10 protein-coding genes and 6 pseudogenes are annotated in these 15,905 nt (G+C 69.1%); 5 read left to right on the top strand and 11 right to left on the bottom strand.

The genetic code is table 11. The features are described 5' to 3' along the window. Positions 1 to 128 precede the first annotated feature (128 nt). From KGD87_RS35645 to KGD87_RS35620, 6 genes and pseudogenes are all read right to left on the bottom strand, one after another. Positions 129 to 1,461, bottom strand: a pseudogene (locus KGD87_RS35645) (hypothetical protein). Then, positions 1,458 to 1,985, bottom strand: a pseudogene (locus tag KGD87_RS35640) (hypothetical protein); the annotation flags it as partial. The pseudogenes KGD87_RS35640 and KGD87_RS35645, both read right to left, overlap by 4 nt. Positions 1,986 to 2,132: 147 nt before the next feature. Then, a complete protein-coding gene (gene tnpC / locus KGD87_RS35635; RefSeq protein ID WP_284665364.1) occupies positions 2,133 to 3,746 on the bottom strand; it encodes an IS66 family transposase in 1,614 nt (537 codons plus the stop codon). 82 nt (positions 3,747 to 3,828) lie between these two features. Continuing rightward, positions 3,829 to 4,149 (bottom strand): IS66 family insertion sequence element accessory protein TnpB, encoded by a 321-nt coding sequence (gene tnpB, locus KGD87_RS35630; RefSeq protein WP_284665363.1) that lies wholly within the window; start codon positions 4,147 to 4,149, stop codon positions 3,829 to 3,831. A gap of 29 nt (positions 4,150 to 4,178) precedes the next feature. Continuing rightward, positions 4,179 to 4,595 carry a hypothetical protein gene (locus tag KGD87_RS35625; RefSeq protein ID WP_284665362.1) on the bottom strand — a complete coding sequence of 139 codons (417 nt, stop codon included), beginning with the start codon at positions 4,593 to 4,595 and terminating at the stop codon, positions 4,179 to 4,181. Positions 4,596 to 4,672: 77 nt separating this feature from the next. Beyond that, a pseudogene (locus KGD87_RS35620) lies at positions 4,673 to 5,925 on the bottom strand (hypothetical protein); the annotation flags it as partial. Between the two features lie 249 nt (positions 5,926 to 6,174). On the opposite strand from KGD87_RS35620, the pseudogene istA (KGD87_RS35615) reads away from it, so the two are divergent. Further along, positions 6,175 to 7,717: pseudogene (istA, locus tag KGD87_RS35615) on the top strand (IS21 family transposase). A gap of 142 nt (positions 7,718 to 7,859) precedes the next feature. Beyond that, complete coding sequence (locus tag KGD87_RS35610) at positions 7,860 to 8,501, top strand: ATP-binding protein (protein ID WP_284665361.1); 642 nt, start codon at positions 7,860 to 7,862, stop codon at positions 8,499 to 8,501. On the opposite strand, the gene istB is transcribed toward KGD87_RS35610, so the two are convergent. The 3 genes from istB to istA (KGD87_RS35595) are packed head-to-tail and all read right to left on the bottom strand — an operon-like array spanning position 8,444 to position 10,703. Further along, entirely contained in the window at positions 8,444 to 9,205 is a 762-nt protein-coding gene (istB, locus tag KGD87_RS35605) for an IS21-like element helper ATPase IstB (RefSeq protein WP_284665360.1), read from the bottom strand. The genes KGD87_RS35610 and istB overlap by 58 nt on opposite strands. Continuing rightward, entirely contained in the window at positions 9,202 to 10,008 is an 807-nt protein-coding gene (locus KGD87_RS35600) for a Mu transposase domain-containing protein (RefSeq protein WP_284665359.1), read from the bottom strand. The genes istB and KGD87_RS35600 overlap by 4 nt, the downstream gene beginning before the upstream one ends. Beyond that, a complete protein-coding gene (istA, locus tag KGD87_RS35595; RefSeq protein WP_284665358.1) occupies positions 9,903 to 10,703 on the bottom strand; it encodes an IS21 family transposase in 801 nt (266 codons plus the stop codon). Before istA (KGD87_RS35595) ends, KGD87_RS35600 begins: the two co-directional genes overlap by 106 nt. 759 nt (positions 10,704 to 11,462) lie before the next feature. Between istA (KGD87_RS35595) and KGD87_RS35590 the strand changes: the two are divergent. From KGD87_RS35590 to KGD87_RS35580, 3 genes and pseudogenes are all read left to right on the top strand, one after another. Further along, a pseudogene (locus KGD87_RS35590) lies at positions 11,463 to 11,813 on the top strand (ATP-binding protein); the annotation flags it as partial. A 413-nt stretch (positions 11,814 to 12,226) separates the two neighbouring features. Then, positions 12,227 to 12,790: a hypothetical protein gene (locus tag KGD87_RS35585; protein WP_284665357.1), complete on the top strand. Its 564-nt coding sequence runs from the start codon at positions 12,227 to 12,229 to the stop codon at positions 12,788 to 12,790. A gap of 36 nt (positions 12,791 to 12,826) precedes the next feature. Further along, a pseudogene (locus KGD87_RS35580) lies at positions 12,827 to 12,985 on the top strand (phage portal protein); the annotation flags it as partial. Positions 12,986 to 13,187: 202 nt separating this feature from the next. Here the strand turns inward: KGD87_RS35580 and KGD87_RS35575 are convergent. Both KGD87_RS35575 and KGD87_RS35570 read right to left on the bottom strand, forming a co-directional pair. Further along, positions 13,188 to 13,943, bottom strand: a complete 756-nt coding sequence (locus tag KGD87_RS35575) for an ExeA family protein (RefSeq protein ID WP_284665356.1) — start codon at positions 13,941 to 13,943, stop codon at positions 13,188 to 13,190. After that, on the bottom strand, positions 13,940 to 15,112 hold the full coding sequence (locus tag KGD87_RS35570) for a DDE-type integrase/transposase/recombinase (protein ID WP_284665355.1): 1,173 nt from the start codon (positions 15,110 to 15,112) through the stop codon (positions 13,940 to 13,942). The genes KGD87_RS35575 and KGD87_RS35570 overlap by 4 nt, the downstream gene beginning before the upstream one ends. Positions 15,113 to 15,905: the final 793 nt, after the last annotated feature.

Below are 15,905 nucleotides of genomic sequence, written 5' to 3'. Positions count from 1 at the left end.
GTCCAGCAGCAACCGGAGGGACGGCGTGTACCGGCGGGTGAGGCAGGAGCCGCCAGGCGCGCCTGTCGACGCGCGTCCTGGCTCCTCCAACTCCTGCCTCTGCTCCCTGCCTCGCCCAGCCACCGCAATCAGGGGCGGTACCGCTCCGCCTCCTTGAAGAACTGGGTGAGCGAGTACTCCAACAGCGACTCGCGCGACTGCATGTACCGGCGCGCGCGGAGGAAGGGCAGCCAGACGCGCTTTCCAAGGCGCACCTGGGACTCTTCCATCTTCTGCCGCAACACCCACGTTCCTCCCAACCGCCGCACCAGCACGTCCCCCAGGTAGGCGCCTAACGCCGGAGCTGTGTGACTGTCGATGAGTTCGCGCGTGTACCGCTCCGGGAAGTTCTCCCTCCAGAAGTAGAAGTCCAGGTCCGTGAGGGACTCGGCCGTCTCGTCCATGATGGAGGGCACCTTGGTGTGCAGTGCCGCCACGAGGCCTTCAGACAAGTCGCCGTAGGACTCGAGGACGCGCTCCGGATTCGCAACGTCCGAGGGATGGGCGACAGGGAGCCACTCCTCCGGCACCGGCGGCCGGAAGGCGTTGAGCTCGGCAATCTTCCGTTGCCGCACGCTGATGGCGAACTCGTCCGGTAGCAGCGAGAGGAACGGCGCCACGTCAGGGTGGAAGCGCGGCTCGACGGGTACGAGCGCGGCGCTGCGCTCCCGCAGCGTGCGCAACACCGTGTCGAAGTCGAGGTCCGGCCGCAGGTGGACATGCGCACGGGCCTGGGCCACGCGAGCCTCCTCGCTGGCGAACTCGGCAGCAGTCGGCCATAGCACCAGGAGGATGGAGCCGTTGGGGAGTTCCTCCACGAGGTGCGCAGGCGTCGAGAGCATCCGCTCGCGACCAACGCTTTCCACGAGCTTGGGGCCGAAGATGTTCAGCCAAAACAATTCGTAGACCTTGTCGAACCCGTCTCTTCGCGCTTCTCGGTCATCACGGCCAAAATTGGGGGGAGTCAGCCAGCTGCTCGTCTGCATTGCCATGGGCCGACGCATAGGCAACTGGATATTGAGATGCCCACGCACGAGCCACCGCCACAAGACTGCGACTAGACTCCTCTCTGAAAAATGGGAGCGGCTGCACATCGAGACTGGCGCGCAAAGTGGACTGACCTTGTGCAAGAATGAGATTGAGCACCAGTGACACTGCGGGGCTCTCTGAACGGTACAGCCCGATGATCGAGCCATGCTCATCGCGACGTTCCTCTATCGCGCGCCACACGGATTCTCTTGAATACTTACGCTTCCGGGTCGACTTGACGAGCGTCGGCATCCAACCGTCAGCATATTTCTCAAGAGCATCAACCAGAGGCGTCAAGGCAAGCTCCACCCCTCCGGTCGCGTCGAATGTCCCCTTAAAGGAGAAGCTCAGACTATCCACTTTGTTTATGTCGTGCAGCGTCAGCAGCTTCATTGAGACAGCACCTCCACACCCTTGATTCGCTCCTGTGCGGCCTCGACCGCGTCGCCGAACGTCTTCCGCTTTTGGGGCAGAAGTTCTCCGCCCTCGTAGACGAGGCGCACCCGCTTCACGGCCGCCTGCTGTCGCATGCCATCCCGAACAATTTTCAGCGGCCCACCGTAGTACTTCATCGCATTGCTCGCATCCGTATTCACCTGCACTTCCAGGTCCTCCTTCTTCAGGATGCTGAGGTTTCGACTCTTGAAGCTGAACGTCTCCACCCGAGGTGACTGGCCCGGTGGGGCGCGCTCCTCGATGACGAGCACGTCCGCATAACGAAGGTCCGCCTTCGAGACTCCGCCGTGGGTCTCGATGCGCGGCTGCTCGAAGTCGCCGAGCCAGCGCCGTTGTGCGCGGGGCAACGCCGCGTCCTCCTTCAAGATGGCGATCATCGTCCTCTCGAAAGCCATGCCCCGAGCATAGTAGGCGCGCATCCCCTCGTAGCCCTCCCACTTCAGGGGGCCCTTGACGGTGTCCCTTCGGCGAGCGTGCGTGAGTGTGCCGCTGGGGGCCAGTAGACTGGGGGCAGGCGTGGAGCGCTGGTGCCTGCGCTGAGGGTCACCAGGAAGCGCGGATTTCTGGCCATGGACGGCCAGGAATTCGGCGGCAGGGGGCTGAGTGAATCAGCTCGCGGACGGCGCATCCGCCGCGGCCAGCGCCTGCTGGTAGTTCCAGGGCATCCACTCGCCCGGGGCTTGCGCCACCGCCTCCGGGTGGCGGAGCAGCGCCACCAGGTAGTCGAAGGGGTTGCCCTCGCACAACTCCACGGTGTGGATGAGACTCATGAAGACGTCTCCCACGTGAGCGCCATTCAGCGTCTGGTAGAAGAGGGCATTCTTGCGGTGGAGAATGGCCTTCTTGAGGGCCCGTTCACACACGTTGTTGTCCAGTGGGGCGCCCTCCTCGCGCAGGAAGAGAGTCAGCTTCTCCCAGTGCTTGCGCAGGTAGGTGATGGCCTGGCCCAGCCCGGAGTTGGGCTCCACCTTGCGCTGGGTGACTTGTTCCTCCAGCCACGCCTTGAGGCCGTCCAGGACGGGACGGCTTTCTTGCTGGTGTCGCGCCAGCCGCTGCGCGGGCGTCAGGCCCTCCTTCCGAGCGACGGCGTCCACCCGGTACACCTCCCGGAAGGCCTCCAGCACGTGCGTGCATTCAGCCGGGAAGTCGGTGGCCACGTCGACGAAGCCCCGCCGCGCATGCGTCAGGCAGTTGGCCCACAGCGTGGCGAACTCCCCGGGCACATTCGCCGTCTGCGCGTCGCTCATCTGAATGGGCGCCGAGAGTGCGGCGGCGCGCTGCCGCAGGACGTCCGCGAGATTCTCTCCGGCGTGCTGGCGTCCGGTGAAGAAGAGGGCAATGGGGTGCTGCTGGCCCACGGCGAGCAGGCCCGAGGTGTGCACGCCGGTGCGCTTCAGCGGGGCCCCCTCGGCGGCCGCCTGCACCTGCTCCCGCGTCAGCGCCAGCACCTTCATGACGGTGTCGTCATTGTGGAGCACCGGAGCCTGGGCCGCCTGGTTGAGAAACTCGTCGAAGGCGGGCTGAAGCTTGCTGGCGCCGGCCTCGACGAGCTCCCATTGGGTGGCGGCCGGCAGGGGAATCCCCAGGCCCGCCTGGAGCTTCTCAATGCGGTGGAAGGGCAGCCCGCAGCCGTACTTGAGCAGCCCCGTCATGGCCACGGCCGTCTCGTCGTACTTCTCCTCGCCGACGCCCTCGGGCGCCTGGGCGGTGTACACCTCCCCGCACAGGTTGCAGCGCAGCCGCGCGCACTCCCACACGGTAGCCACCAGCGGGGCCATGCCCTTCACCCGCACCCGCACGGACGGCTCCTTCAGCGGGTACACCTTGCCCTTCAAGCAGCCCTGGCACGCGTCTCCACCGTGCAGCGAGGCGTGCGCCACCTTCTCCCGGCTGGCGCCCGTGTAGGCCGCCGCCGCGGTGCGCCCATGTCCCGGGGCACGGGCCTTCTCTTCCGCCTGGTGCTGGGCGCGCCCGGCCGGCTGTCCCGCCTTGCGCAGCACCGCGTCCGTCTTCTCGGTGGGGGCGCCGAAAAGCAGCCTGCGCAGCCGCTCGAGGCTCGTCCCCTTCGCCTGCAGCTCCGCCGTCACGAAGGCCAGCGTGTCCATGGCGGCCTTCAGCTTGACGAAGTCCTCCTCGCCCAGCGCCCCCGTCTTCGTCCGCTCGACAATGACTGCCAACTCCGCCGAGTCCACCTGCCTTGGCTGTCGCTGCTTCTTACCCATTGCCCGCTACAACACGTCTCTGGGGGGCAAGCCTGCCTGGGACATGGGAGGCCGGACTCGCCCCCATGGAAAGCGACGCGGCCTACGTGCCCACCTTGCGCCACTCGGGGGCGGCCTGCGTGGCCGAAGCGTCGCCCGCGCACAGCAGCACCTGCAACTCGTGGGCGCGCAGCGGGGCCGCCGCCTCACTCGCCGTGGGCCACCAGCGAAAACGCCCCTGGGAGAGGCGCTTGTGACATAGCCAGAAGCCCTGGCCGTCATAAACGAGCAACTTCACCGCCGTCCGCTGCCGGTTGCGGAAGACGAATACCGTTCCGCTGAAGGGGTTTTCCGCGAGGGCCGCCCGGCACTGCCGCGCCAGGCCATCAACGCCCTGGCGGAAGTCCACCGGCTCAATGGCCACCAGTACTCTCATTTGAGGAGTAATTTGAATCATGGGCCCCGCAGCGCGGCCACCAGGGCCAGCACGTCGAAGCCCTGGCACGAGGCGGGCACGGTGAGCGTCAGCCGGCTGCCCTCCCGGGCCACGTACTCGATGACGAGGTTGGAGGCGGGGCCGGGCGCAAGCCACTGCGCGGCGCTCACCTCGACGAAGCCGTCCGGCCTGCCCACCTCGCCTGACTGACGACTCGGCGGGTGCGCCGCCGACGTCCGGGCCTTCAGCGCGGCATGGCCCACCCCCAACGCGCGCGCGACATGGGACACCCCGTAGCGCTGCGCCGCCGAAACCGCGGCCCTCCACAGCGCCTCCGGCATCCGTCCCTGCCGGGGACGCGTCAGCCGCCACTGCTGCACGCGCCCGCGCAACGCCTCCACCTCTCCCGCTGCTGCTATACTTCGTCGCGCCACCGTGTCTCTCCCGGTCCACTCCAATGGGCCGAAGACGGTACCGGGGGGCACCAGGGCCTTTCACGCACGTCTGCCGGAAGGACACCCTTGACGGCGTCACCGTCCTGAATCTCCTTCAACCGCCTCTTGCGGTAGGCGACGTACTCCCGCCAGAGCGGCGCCCCCTTCTCGACTCCCGGCGGCGGCGCCTCCAGCTTCGGGGCCATCTGCTTCAGCAGCTTCACGTCCTTCGGGAGACGGGGCCCCAAGGACTCCAGCTCCGCCAGGAACAGCTTCGCCTTCGCGGCCTCCGCAGCGCCCACTTTGGCGTCCTGCGCGAAGAGGTCCAGGTTGACGTACCGCTTCCCTGACGAGCCCCGTGTCGCCGCGGGCTGGGCGGCCTCGCGACTCGCCGCGCCAGCCCCAGAGGACTCGCGGCTGGCCGCCTGCGCCTCCGCAGCGGACGCCTCGGCGGACTGCTCGAAGAGGTCCAGGTTGACTGGCCGCTTCCCTGACGAGCCTCTTGTGGCCATGGATTGGGCGGGCTCGCGGCTGGCCCCCTCCATCAGCACGGCCTGCGCCTTCGCGGGGTTTCCGCGTGCCTCGTACAGCGCCAGCAGTCCCGCCTCCCCCCACTCGGCGGCCAGCAGGGCCCCCTCGCGGCTCGCCTGGAGGTAGCGCAGCAAGTCGCGCGCGGCGTTGAAGCCGAGTTGCTCCTCCAGGCGCGCCATCAGCGCCTTCATGGCGTCCACGTCGAGCGCCGGCATTTGGAGCCGCCGCAGCCCTCCGCGCGACTCCACCAGGGCACGAGCGCCCTTACCCCCGGCGTACAGCGTCACCACCAGTGCGGCCGGCGCCAGTTCGCGCGTGGCCTGCTCGTACTTGCCCTGTGCCAGCGAGTACGCCCCGCGCCCCGTGCCCACCGCCAGGTGGTAGAAGCCCACCGGCACACCGAAGGTGAGGTGGTCGAAGGCTCCCGCCGAGACACTTCCCGGCGAGTAGTGCCTCTCCATCAGGGCCTTCTCCACCTCGTCGATGGCGGCCTCGTAGGGCGGCGGCAGTTGCCCACGCATGGCCATGAGCTCCGTGTACCGGGCCTCGCCGCTCACCAACGTGCTGGGAAGCATGTCCCTGCCCGCGCGCCCCAGCCCGCGCAGCACGTCGAGGCCCTGCTCTCCCCGCTCCGGGAAACCTTCCAGCGCCAGGCCCCGCCGCTTCAGCTCTTCTCGGACGGCAGCCATGGCGCCCAGCGTCTCGCCAAGTTGCTTGTCACGGGCCAGCCGCTGCACCACCTCGCGCAGCTCGTCGTCGAAGGCCGCGTGGAGGACAAGAGGGCGAACACCTCCGCATACGTGCGTGTTCCGGGCCAAGCCGAGCACCGATTCCGGGCCAAGCCGAGCAGCGATTCCGAAGCAAGGTGAGCAGCCGTTCCGGGGATGCCGAGCAGGCATTCCGGGCATGTCGAGCACCGATTCCGGGGATGCCGAGCAGGCATTCCGGTGAAGCCGGGCACCACTCGTAGTGAGGAGTGGGCGGTCGACAGAAGCGTTGACGGCGCTGGGCAGCAGCAGGCCACTGCGCCTCCGATTTGGAGGTGGAGATGGCGGCACAGAGGCTGTCCATGCGGAAGTTGAGAGAGAGCTGTTCCGGTTGCGGTTCGAGGCGAAGCTGACGACGCGGTCGATTGCGGCGAGCCTGGGCATCGGCAATGGCACGGTGTGCGACTACCTGGGGCGGGCGCGGGTGGCGAAGCTGCCGTGGCCGCTGCCACCGGAGTTGGACGATGATGCGGCGCTGGCCGCGCTGCTGTTCCCCGACGACGCAAAGGCGTTGGCGGAGCGTCCGGAGCCGGACTGGGCCCGGGTGCATGCGGAGCTGAAGAAGAAGGGCGTCACCAAGCTGCTGCTGTGGCAGGAGTACCTGGAGGCGGTGCCGGGCGGCTACCAGTACAGCCGCTTCTGCGAGAGGTACGGGCGGTGGCTGGCCACCGCCAGCGTCACCCTGCGCCAGGAGCACCGTGCCGGTGAGAAGTGCTTCGTGGACTTCAGCGGGGACGGGGTGCAGGTGGTGGACGCGGCCACCGGCGAGGTGCGGGTGGCGAAACTCTTCGTGGCGGTGCTGGGGCCAGCAACCTGACGTACGCGGAGCCCGTCTTCAGCGAGGACGTGCCCACGTGGGTGGGCTGCCACGTGCGTGCCTTCGAGTACTTCGGCGGCGTCAGCGAGTTGGTGGTGCCCGACAACCTCAAGGCGGGCGTCACCCGGGCGCACCGGTACGAGCCGGACTTGAACCCCACGTACGCGGACCTGGCGCGGCACTACGGCTTCGCGATTCTGCCCGCGCGCCCGCGCAGGCCGAGGGACAAGGCGAAGGTGGAGGTGGGCGTGCTGCTGGCCGAGAGGTGGATTCTGGCGGCGCTGCGCCACCGGCACTTCACGTCGCTGGCCCAGGTGCAGGAGGCGGTGAAGCCGCTGCTGGAGAAGCTCAACACGCGGCCCATGCGCAAGCTGGGCAAGTCGCGCTGGGAGCTCTTCGAGCAGGTGGAACGCGCCACGCTGCGGCTCCTGCCGGCGCGGCTGTACGAGCTGGCCTTCTGGAAGAAGGCGCGCGTCAACATCGACTACCACGTGGAGCTGGAGGGCCACTGGTACAGCGTGCCGTACACGCTGGTGGGCAAGTCGGTGGACGTGCGTCACACCGAAGCGTGCGTCGAAGTCTTCCTCGGGGCCGCCGCGTGGCCAGCCACGTGCGCAGCCAGCAGAAGGGGCGCTTCACCACGCAGGCCGAGCACATGCCCGCCTCCCACCGGCAGCACGCCGAGTGGACACCCTCGCGCCTCATCCGCTGGGCCGAGAGCGTCGGCCCTCGTGCGCGAAGCTGGTGGAGGAGCTCATGACGAAGCGGCCCCACCCGCAGCAGGGCTTCCGCCCGCGCTGGGCGTGCTGCGCCTGGCCGACGAGAAGAAGTACGGCAAGCCTCGCGTGGAGAAGGCGTGCGCCCGGGCGCTGCGCCACCGCGCCGTGGGCTACAAGTCCGTCCTCGCCATCCTCCAGCACCGCCTCGAGGACGTTGACGAGACGACGGCCGACAAGGGCCCGCTGCCCGAGCACGAGAACGTGCGCGGCGCCCACTACTACCACTGACAGCACGCGCGGCTTGACGGCCGTGCGCGGACATTCCCCGTCGGTGCTGGCCTCAAGTCTCCCAGCATCGGAGGTGGCCGGCGCGCGCCCTGGCAGCCGGGCGCGCGCCGGCCGGACGACGAGACTGCAAGGAGCGCAAGAGATGCTGGTGGAACAGACGCTGGAGAAGCTCAACGCGATGAAGCTGTACGGCATGGCCAACTACCTGCGCAGCTGGGTGGAGCGGCCGGGGGACAAGGGGCTGGGTGCCTCGGACCTGGTGGGCCTGTTGGCGGACGCGGAGTGGATGTACCGGGAGAACAAGAAGCTCACCTCGCGGCTGCAGCACGCGAAGCTGCGCCAGCAGGCGTGCCTGGAGGACATCGACTACGCCCATGCGCGGGGCCTCACCAAACCGCAGGTGCTGGAGCTGTCCACCTCGAAGTGGGTGGCCGACAAGCAGAACGTGCTGCTCACCGGGCCCACCGGCGTGGGCAAGAGCTTCCTGGCATGCGCGCTGGGACAGAAGGCGTGCCGCGATGGCTACAGCGTCGTGTACCGCCGCGCCTGTTGGCGGTCATCGCGGAGCGCGGGAATCTGGTCATCGATGCGGTCATCGCGGAGCGCGGAATTCGGGTCATCGGCAGGCGCGGGTACCGAGTCGAGTCAATGCAAGACGGCCTCGCTCCCGCCCCGGTTGCGGGGCGCAGAGCGAGGCCGGTGGGCAGCGGTGAGTAGCGGGGACGCTCAGCTCTTCTTGGCCTTGCGCTGCGCGCGTGACTCCTCGGCCATGCGCCTTCGGTAGCTGTCGCCCTCGATGCTGATGATGCTCGCGTGGTGGATGACGCGGTCAATGAGGGCGATGGCGCACGCGGCGTTGGGGAAGATGGTGGTCCACTCCGAAAACGGGAGGTTGGTCGTCAGGACAATCGGCTTCTTCTCATACCTGCGCGACACCACCTGGAAGAGGAGGTCGGCGTTCCTGGCGTCGTAGGAGAGGTAGCCAATCTCGTCGATGACGAGCAGCCCCGCCTGGGTGCAGTAGTGCTTCAAGCGCCTGTCGAGAGCCCGGGCGGAGTCCTGGCTTCCGAGGTCGAGCAGCAGCTGGGCGGCGGTGGTGAAGAGGACGGAGTGGCCAGCCTGCACCGCGTTGTAGGCGATGTTCTGGGCAATCATCGTCTTGCCCAGGCCCTGGGGCGCGACGAGGACGACGTTGGCGGGGCGGGCCATGAAGTCCAGCGCCAGGGCACTCTCGACGGCCGTCCTGTCAATGTGCTTGGGCCAGCCCCAGTCGAAGTCGGCCATCGTCCTGAGGGCGCCCAGCTTGCTGCGCGACAGCCGCCGCTCGACGCTGCGACGGGCCCTGTCCTTCGTCTCCTCCTCGGCGATGGCCTCCAGCAACTCCATGGGCCCCCACCTGCGCTTGCTGGCCAGGGCGATGAAGTCCTCGAGGGTGTCACTGGTGTGGTGCAGGCCCAGGGTGGTGAGGCGCTCTTTCAAGGGGCTCATGGCGCTTGCTCCGAGTCCCGCCCGAGGAGGACGTCGTAGGCGTTGAGGAGTGCTGGGGACGCGCTGCTCGCGCACGCGCGGGTCATCCGGCAGCACGTGGGGCAATGGCGGAGGAGCGCCCTTTTCCGGCTGCGCTGGTCGAGAATGTGGGCGACGGAGGCGGGGCCGAGTGCGCCGCGCGCGAGTGTCTCGGCGATGGCGGTGTCGGTTTCCGCGGAGCCGTACCTGTCGGCCAGCGCCAGCAGCTTCACGGTGTGGTTTCCGAGGTTGTCGCCGCGGTTTGCGAGGGCCTGGAGGAGTTGCTCGGCGCGGGGGCAACGGGCGAGCAGCAAGTCCCTGCCGCGCAACTCGTGGGCGTGGGCCTTGCGTCTGGCCAGGGCGGCCAGGTGGCTTGAGTCCTCGACGACGGCGCCCTTGTCCCAGCTGCGCACGTGCGAGGCGACTTCCTCGGCGCCGTCGAGGAGGCGCACCCTGGTGGGGGAGGCCACCAGCGTGAGGGGCCGGCGCACCAGGCCGTCGGGAATGGAGTAGTCGTTGCCGTCGAAGCGCACGTAGGGCGTCTTGCCGGAGGAGACGGGGCGCAGCACGTCGGTGGGCAGCGGGTGCGCGGGCAAGGGCAGCAGCAGGGGGCGCTCGGCTTCCAACGCCTGCGCCACCGTGCGGCCCGAGGCGTCGCCGGGCACCCGGCGCTGGTGGGCTACCTCCTCCACCCAGCGCTGAAGCTGGCGGTTGACGTCGTCGAGGCCGTGGAAGGTGCGCGCGGCGAAGAAGGAGTCGCGCAGGTAGCGGATGGTGCGCTCCACCTTGCCCTTCTCATTGCCGCGGTAGGGGCGCAGGGCTTGGGCGCGAAGTGGTAGTGGCCGGCGGCCTCCAGCACGCGTGGGTGGAAGCGGATGGCGTCTCCGGCCCGCTCCAGCACGACGGACTTCAGGTTGTCGTAGAGGAGGCTGCGCGGCACGCCGCCCAGCGCTTCAAGCGCCTGGACGTGCCCCTGGAGGAAGCACTCCATGGTTTGGCCCAGGAAGAAGCGCGCGTACATGGCGCGCGAGTGGCCCAGCACCAGGACGAAGCAGGAGAGTGTCCGGGTGGCCCGCCCCACCTGCACCTTGCCGAAGCTGCCCCAGTCCACCTGGGCTTCTTCGCCCGGCAGCGTGGTGCGGCGCAGGAGCGCCTCGGCTTGAGGCCCCGGACGCACCCGCCGCACGTAGCGCTTCACCTGCTCGTAGCCGCCCGGGTAGCCACGGGCCTTTACCATGTGGAAGAGGCGCGTGGCCCTCAGCCGCGGGTGGGCCTTGAGGGTGCCGTCAATGAAGGCCGTGTAGGGGCCCAGCACCGTGGGCTTCGCCGTGCTGCTGTCGGCGCTGGCTACTGGCGCGTCCTCCAGGGCCGCCTCCACCGTGTCGTGGTGCAGCCCCAACTGCGTGGCGATGGTGCCCACCGGCCAGCCCTCCGCGTGGTGCAGTTGGCGAATCCGGGCGCGTACCTCGAGGCCAATCATCCTCGCACCTCCTCACCCGGCGCAGCGCCGCCAGCGCGGGCCCAGTCGGGTGCGCGCCAGGGTGGTGTGACGGAGGAAGGGGGTGGCGCGTCCGCAGGACGTGCAGGCAGGAAGGGACGGTGGTGCATACCCAGGGGGCCTCGCTGCGCTCGGCTCCGCGGCCACCTGCGTGGTGGCCTGGGCCGGCGCGGGCGACACCGTCACCTCCAGGGCCCCTGGCGGGGGAGACTGATGCGTCACTTTCTGTCGCCGCCCCCGGTACGCGGCCTGGCGCTCCGCATGCGCATGCCGGCCGTCTCGGGTGCGCTGGTAGCGCCGCCCGGCCGCACGCACCGACTCCGCGCGCGCCACCCTCCCGCACCGACGCCCGCAGTAGCGCTGCCCCCTGTCGCACCGGCTGCACAGCTGAAACAGCCGCCGGCACTCCGGCCGCCCGCACACCACCAGACGCAACGACTCCACGCGCACCTTCCCGTGCGCGCGCCGGCTTCTGGCGCCCCGCCCCGAAAGTGCGCTAACCCTCCCTTACCGGCTCGCCCCTCTCGCACACCAGGGCGCGCCCCCAGGAAGGCCCTCCAGGTGTCGCTGGTGGGCCTTCTGTCTTTCTGGACACGCGCTGCCCTGGACTCCACCGGCGCGCCTCCCACTCCTCAACTTTTCGGCCGCTCCCTGCGCTGCCTCTGGCCACAAAGCTCGTGAACGCCTGGCCGTTCATGACCAGAAATCCGCGCTTCCTGGTGACCATCAACACGCGCCTCACGCCTCTTCGACGAGTTGGCCCAGGCCCGCGCGGACGGCACGCACCCGCACGCGCTCAAGCGGCTGGCCAAGGCCCAGGTGCTCATCCTCGACGACTTCGGCCTGGAGCCACTGGGCTCGGCTGAGCGCAAGGAACTGCTCGAAGTCCTGGAGGACCGCTACCACCAGTCCTCCACGGTGGTGACGTCCCAACTGGAGCCCAAGGACTGGCACGCCGTCATTGGCGACGCGACGCTGGCCGACGCCATCCTCGACCGACTCGTCCACAACGCCCACCGCCTCCGGCTCGCCGGGGACTCCATCCGCAAGGCGGACGCGAATTTGACGAAGGCGCGTAAGCAGGTGAAGTGAACGAACGTCCCAGCGTCGCTGACGCTCCGACTGCTCGCCATGCCCGGAACGGCTGCTCGGCTTGAGCTGGAATGGGTGCTCACCTTCGCCGGAATACGCACTAAACAACATGGCGCGGTGGCGAACCTCCGGCATCATCCGCCCGAATCTGGCCCCACCGGATGATGGCGTCGAGCGCCTGTTCGGGGTGGGTTTCGTGGGCGCCGTGTTGCATGCGGCGAACCCGTAGCACGTCGTCAGCTTCGACAATGCGCATGCGACTGGGCGCACGGAGGCCATGTGCGCCAATGTACACCAGCCAACCTGTGACGTGGCCAACAAGCATGCGGACGGGTCTCCTGTGTCGTAGCGCAGCTTCCCTCAAGGTGCGTCAGGCCGAGCGCGCCCCATTCTCCCGAAGAAAGCCCACAGAAATGAATCGTCTTCTCCCGTTTGTATTGTGCGCTGCGCTCGCGCTCATTGGCTGCGGAGGCGATGCGGTGTCGTACTCGGCGCCGGTCGGCATCAACCTCAAGGCCAAGTCGTCCGACACGGCCAACGCCACCGTCACAACCCAGAAGGGGATTTCGACCGAGTCTGGTAACCCATTCAAGGTCTTCGTCGATAGCGCGCGCCGAGAACTGGACGGCAAGTCGCCCTCCCTCGTGGACCTCACCAGCCTCACACTCACTTTGGGCGCCGGCAGCGTGGGCGTGGCCTCACTCGCCGAGGTCTTCAGCGGCCGAGTGGACATCCTCTTCCGCATGGAAGAGTCCAACAACACCTACGTCGCCGGCCACGTGGAGAACCCCACGGGCAGTGGGCCTGTGTCACTGCTCATCGACTTCGATTCGAAGGCGATGGCGGCCGATGACTACACGCGATTCCTCGACAGCAAGTTCCATGTGGTGCTGCGTGGCTCAGCCGCCCCTTCCTTTATCGACAAAGGAGCGGACGCCGACTTCCAGTCCACCTTCTCCTTCACCGCGTTCGAGTAGCGGGGCTCGGTGCGCGCGTAGTGGTGACGCAAGCCCGGCACCGGCGACGGAGGCCGCGCGAAGATTGAGCTGCGCCCGCTGACAGACGCCCAGCAGCAGGACGCCCTCTTCCATGCCTATGACGCGCGCAACATCGACAAGGTGGGCAGCGCCTTCCGCCTGCCGCCCCTGCTGCGCGGGGACGGGCGGGACTACTGTTGCCGCGCACGTTGGTTGATGGTCGCGTGAGTCGGCTGGTTGATGGCCATCGCCGGAGGCGCGCGTCAGCGCGCCGCACGGCTGATGGGCATCAAGGGCGAGCGCGCGTCAGCGCGCAAGCCTCTGATGCTCATGCAAGCTACGGCTCGTCGGTTCCGACGGTGTCGAGCACGCGGGCCAGCGCGTCGCGCTCCACCAGCTACTTCTTTCGCCGGGCGGCCTCGCGCAGCGCCGCCGTGGCGAGCCGGTCCACGTCGCGCAGCGCGCCGCTGGCGGCCTCGTGCAGCATGGCAAGCGCGTCGGAGGCGAAGAGCTCGCGTTCGCACCCGGCGCGGGCCAGTCGTGTGCGCAGGTACTCCGCGGTGTCCTCCGGGGTGAGAGGCTCAATGCGCAGCCGGGTATGCAGGCGCGAGTAGAGGCTGCGGTTGTGTCGGCGGGCCAGCCTCGACTCCAGCTCGGGAAGTCCGACGAGGATGAGGGAGAGCAGCGCGCGCGAGTCCCACTGGTAGTTGAGGAGGATGTGGAGGTGGTCGAGCACGTCCTGGTGCAGCAGGTGGGCCTCGTCCAGGAGGAAGACGGGGTGCAGCTTCTCCCCGCCCAACTGCTCGACGTGCGTCGTCACCGAGTAGAAGACGGCGGCCGCGGTGGCCGAGGGCTTGAGTCCGAGGGCCAGGCACAGCTGGCGGTAGAAGTCGCGGCGGCCCAGGGTAGCGTTGTGGCAGTAGGTGAGGCGAAAGCCCTGGGCGGGCAGCCGGTGGCGCAGCGCGCGCAGCACGCAGGTTTTGCCCACGCCCGGCTCTCCGGTAAGGACGACGCTGGTGCGGTTGCGCAGGGCCTCGCCCAACTCCTCCACGAGGGCGGCCTTGGAGGTGGGCAGCCACAAGTCCGAGTCGGCCACCTCCTTGGAGAAGGGCGCGTGGCCCAAGCCGAAGTGGCCGACGTAGGCGGGCGTCATTCGTCACCTCCGTCCAGTTGGGCGTGCGCGGGGCGGCAGACGAAGACGAGACGGCCGGCCAGGTGGCCCGCGTCCAACTCGTAGTCCACCCCCTCCAGTGCCACGGTGGTGTCGCGGCGCACGCGGCGGCGCACGCGCACGGTGAGGGCGTCGGCCAGGGCCTTCTCGTCCAGGCCGTCCGGGGCGCTGGCATGGGCCTGGAAGACGGAGGCGGGACTGCGGCCGACGAGACTGGAGTGCGTGGCGGCGTGGTAGTGCTCATCGAGGAAGGCCCACAGCCGGACGTTGACGTCATGGAGGCTGGCCACCGGCCCCAGGAAGTCCAGGCACCCCTCGCGCAGCGTGCGCCAGAAGCGCTCCATTTTTCCGCGCGCCGGAGCGTCGTAGGGCTTGGCGTGCAAGAGGCTGATGCCCAGGCGCGCGCAGGCGGTGGCCAGCGTGTCGCCACGGTAGGTGGCGCCATTGTCCAGGTAGAGGGCGTCGGGCTTGTCGTGCCGGCGCAGGGCCCGGACGAAGAGGCCCAGCATGTCCACCTCCCTCTCGGTGTGGTGGGCCTCCAGGGCCACCACGTAGCGGCTGGCGTCGTCCAAGAGGGCGTGCACGCGCAGGGGCCGTGACTTGCCGCCCACTTCGAGCGCTGGGCCGTGGCAGACGTCCCCCTGCCACAGCGCCATGGGGCGCGCCGCCTGCCACCGCAGGCGCGTGCGGCTGCCAGCCGAGTCGCGCAGGGCCACCCTGTCCAGCCCCTCCTGCCGCAAGAGGCGACGGACGGTGGAGGCGGAGACGGCGCCCTGCTGCATACGCCCGTCCGCTACCAGCGTGCGCAGGATGAGGGCGGCCGAAGCGGAGGGGTGCTCCCGGCGAATGTCGCACAGCAGCTCTCGCAACTGGGGCGCGACGTCTTGCGCCCGGCCCCTGTCACTTCGTGGCGCAGGCGTCAGCCCGGCCAGGCCGCGCCTGCGGAAGGCGGAGTACCACCTCTCCAACGTCGGCACCGAGAAGCTGCGCGTCGCGTCCGCCCCAGGGGGCCGGAAGCGCTGGGTGGAAAGCTGTGCGAGGGCAGCGGCCAACTGGCCTCTGTCCAACTCGGCTTGTGTCAGGGCGCCAATGACTCCGTGGCGGAAGACGGCCACGGCCTCGGCGTGTGAGGCGGCAGACAACTCGTCCATGCACTCCTCCAGGTGGCCCGCCGCGAGGAATGGGAGGGCGGGCCAGGCGCGCCGAAGGGTGCCGGGGCGAGGCAAGCAACGCAGCGGGGCTGTCGGGTGGGACGGGGTAGCGCGGGCGCCCGCGGAGGGCGCCGGGCGAAGCGCCCCTCGGCCTGAGTGCGCGGCCCCCATGGGGGCCAGGACGTGCAGCGGTGGAGGGCTGGGGCCTACCGCCTCAGGGGCCCGAGCCGCGAGCGTGGCCGCCGCCCGCGCGGCGATGCGGCGGGGACTCCAGTCCTCCGGACATGGGGGCAGCGCCCCCCAAAGCCCGCCTCGCGGCAGTGCCCGTACCCATGCGTAGAGCGCGCACCAGCGCCCCACGCTGCCTGGGCCCACCACGCGCCAGGGACTGACTTGCGCACGCACCTGGGCCACCGGGAGCGCAAGCAGCCCGAAGAGCGCCAGCGCCAGCGCAATGGCCCTCGCCGAGTACAACCGTCTCGTCAAAACTTCCCGAGGACAGACGGTGCACGTGGCCCTGCACGCGGTGCACCGGAAGCGGCGCACGGGCACCACGCGCACCTGCGCGGGGGCGTCCCACTCCAGAGGCCCCAGCACCTGCCTCTGACGCAGTCCATGTCCATGCAGCCCCAGGGGACCTCCGACAGGCCGACTGGCCGCACCGCACTCTGGGCAACGTGCGGGACGAGCCTCATCCACCGAGGGCATTGCCTCGGCCCAGGACTTGACTCCTCTCTGACTTCGGATGACTCCTCGGGTGCTCCGCGAACCTCTCGACACAGTCTTCTCGCGG

This window comes from Myxococcus sp. SDU36 (assembly GCF_030168875.1).
Classification (GTDB): Bacteria; Myxococcota; Myxococcia; order Myxococcales; family Myxococcaceae; genus Myxococcus; species Myxococcus vastator.
The sequence above is the reverse complement of the archived record's forward strand: the minus strand, read 5'-3'. Positions and strand labels throughout refer to the sequence as shown.

What these genes read in the sequence shown, in the direction of transcription:
- tnpC (WP_284665364.1), bottom strand. Translation starts at nt 3,746, where the DNA reads ATGGGTAAGAAGCAGCGACAGCCAAGGCAGGTGGACTCGGCGGAGTTG.
- KGD87_RS35610 (WP_284665361.1), top strand. Translation starts at nt 7,860, where the DNA reads ATGCTGGTGGAACAGACGCTGGAGAAGCTCAACGCGATGAAGCTGTAC.
- istB (WP_284665360.1), bottom strand. Translation starts at nt 9,205, where the DNA reads ATGAGCCCCTTGAAAGAGCGCCTCACCACCCTGGGCCTGCACCACACC.
- istA (WP_284665358.1), bottom strand. Translation starts at nt 10,703, where the DNA reads ATGATTGGCCTCGAGGTACGCGCCCGGATTCGCCAACTGCACCACGCG.
- KGD87_RS35585 (WP_284665357.1), top strand. Translation starts at nt 12,227, where the DNA reads ATGAATCGTCTTCTCCCGTTTGTATTGTGCGCTGCGCTCGCGCTCATT.
- KGD87_RS35575 (WP_284665356.1), bottom strand. Translation starts at nt 13,943, where the DNA reads ATGACGCCCGCCTACGTCGGCCACTTCGGCTTGGGCCACGCGCCCTTC.
- KGD87_RS35570 (WP_284665355.1), bottom strand. Translation starts at nt 15,112, where the DNA reads ATGGACGAGTTGTCTGCCGCCTCACACGCCGAGGCCGTGGCCGTCTTC.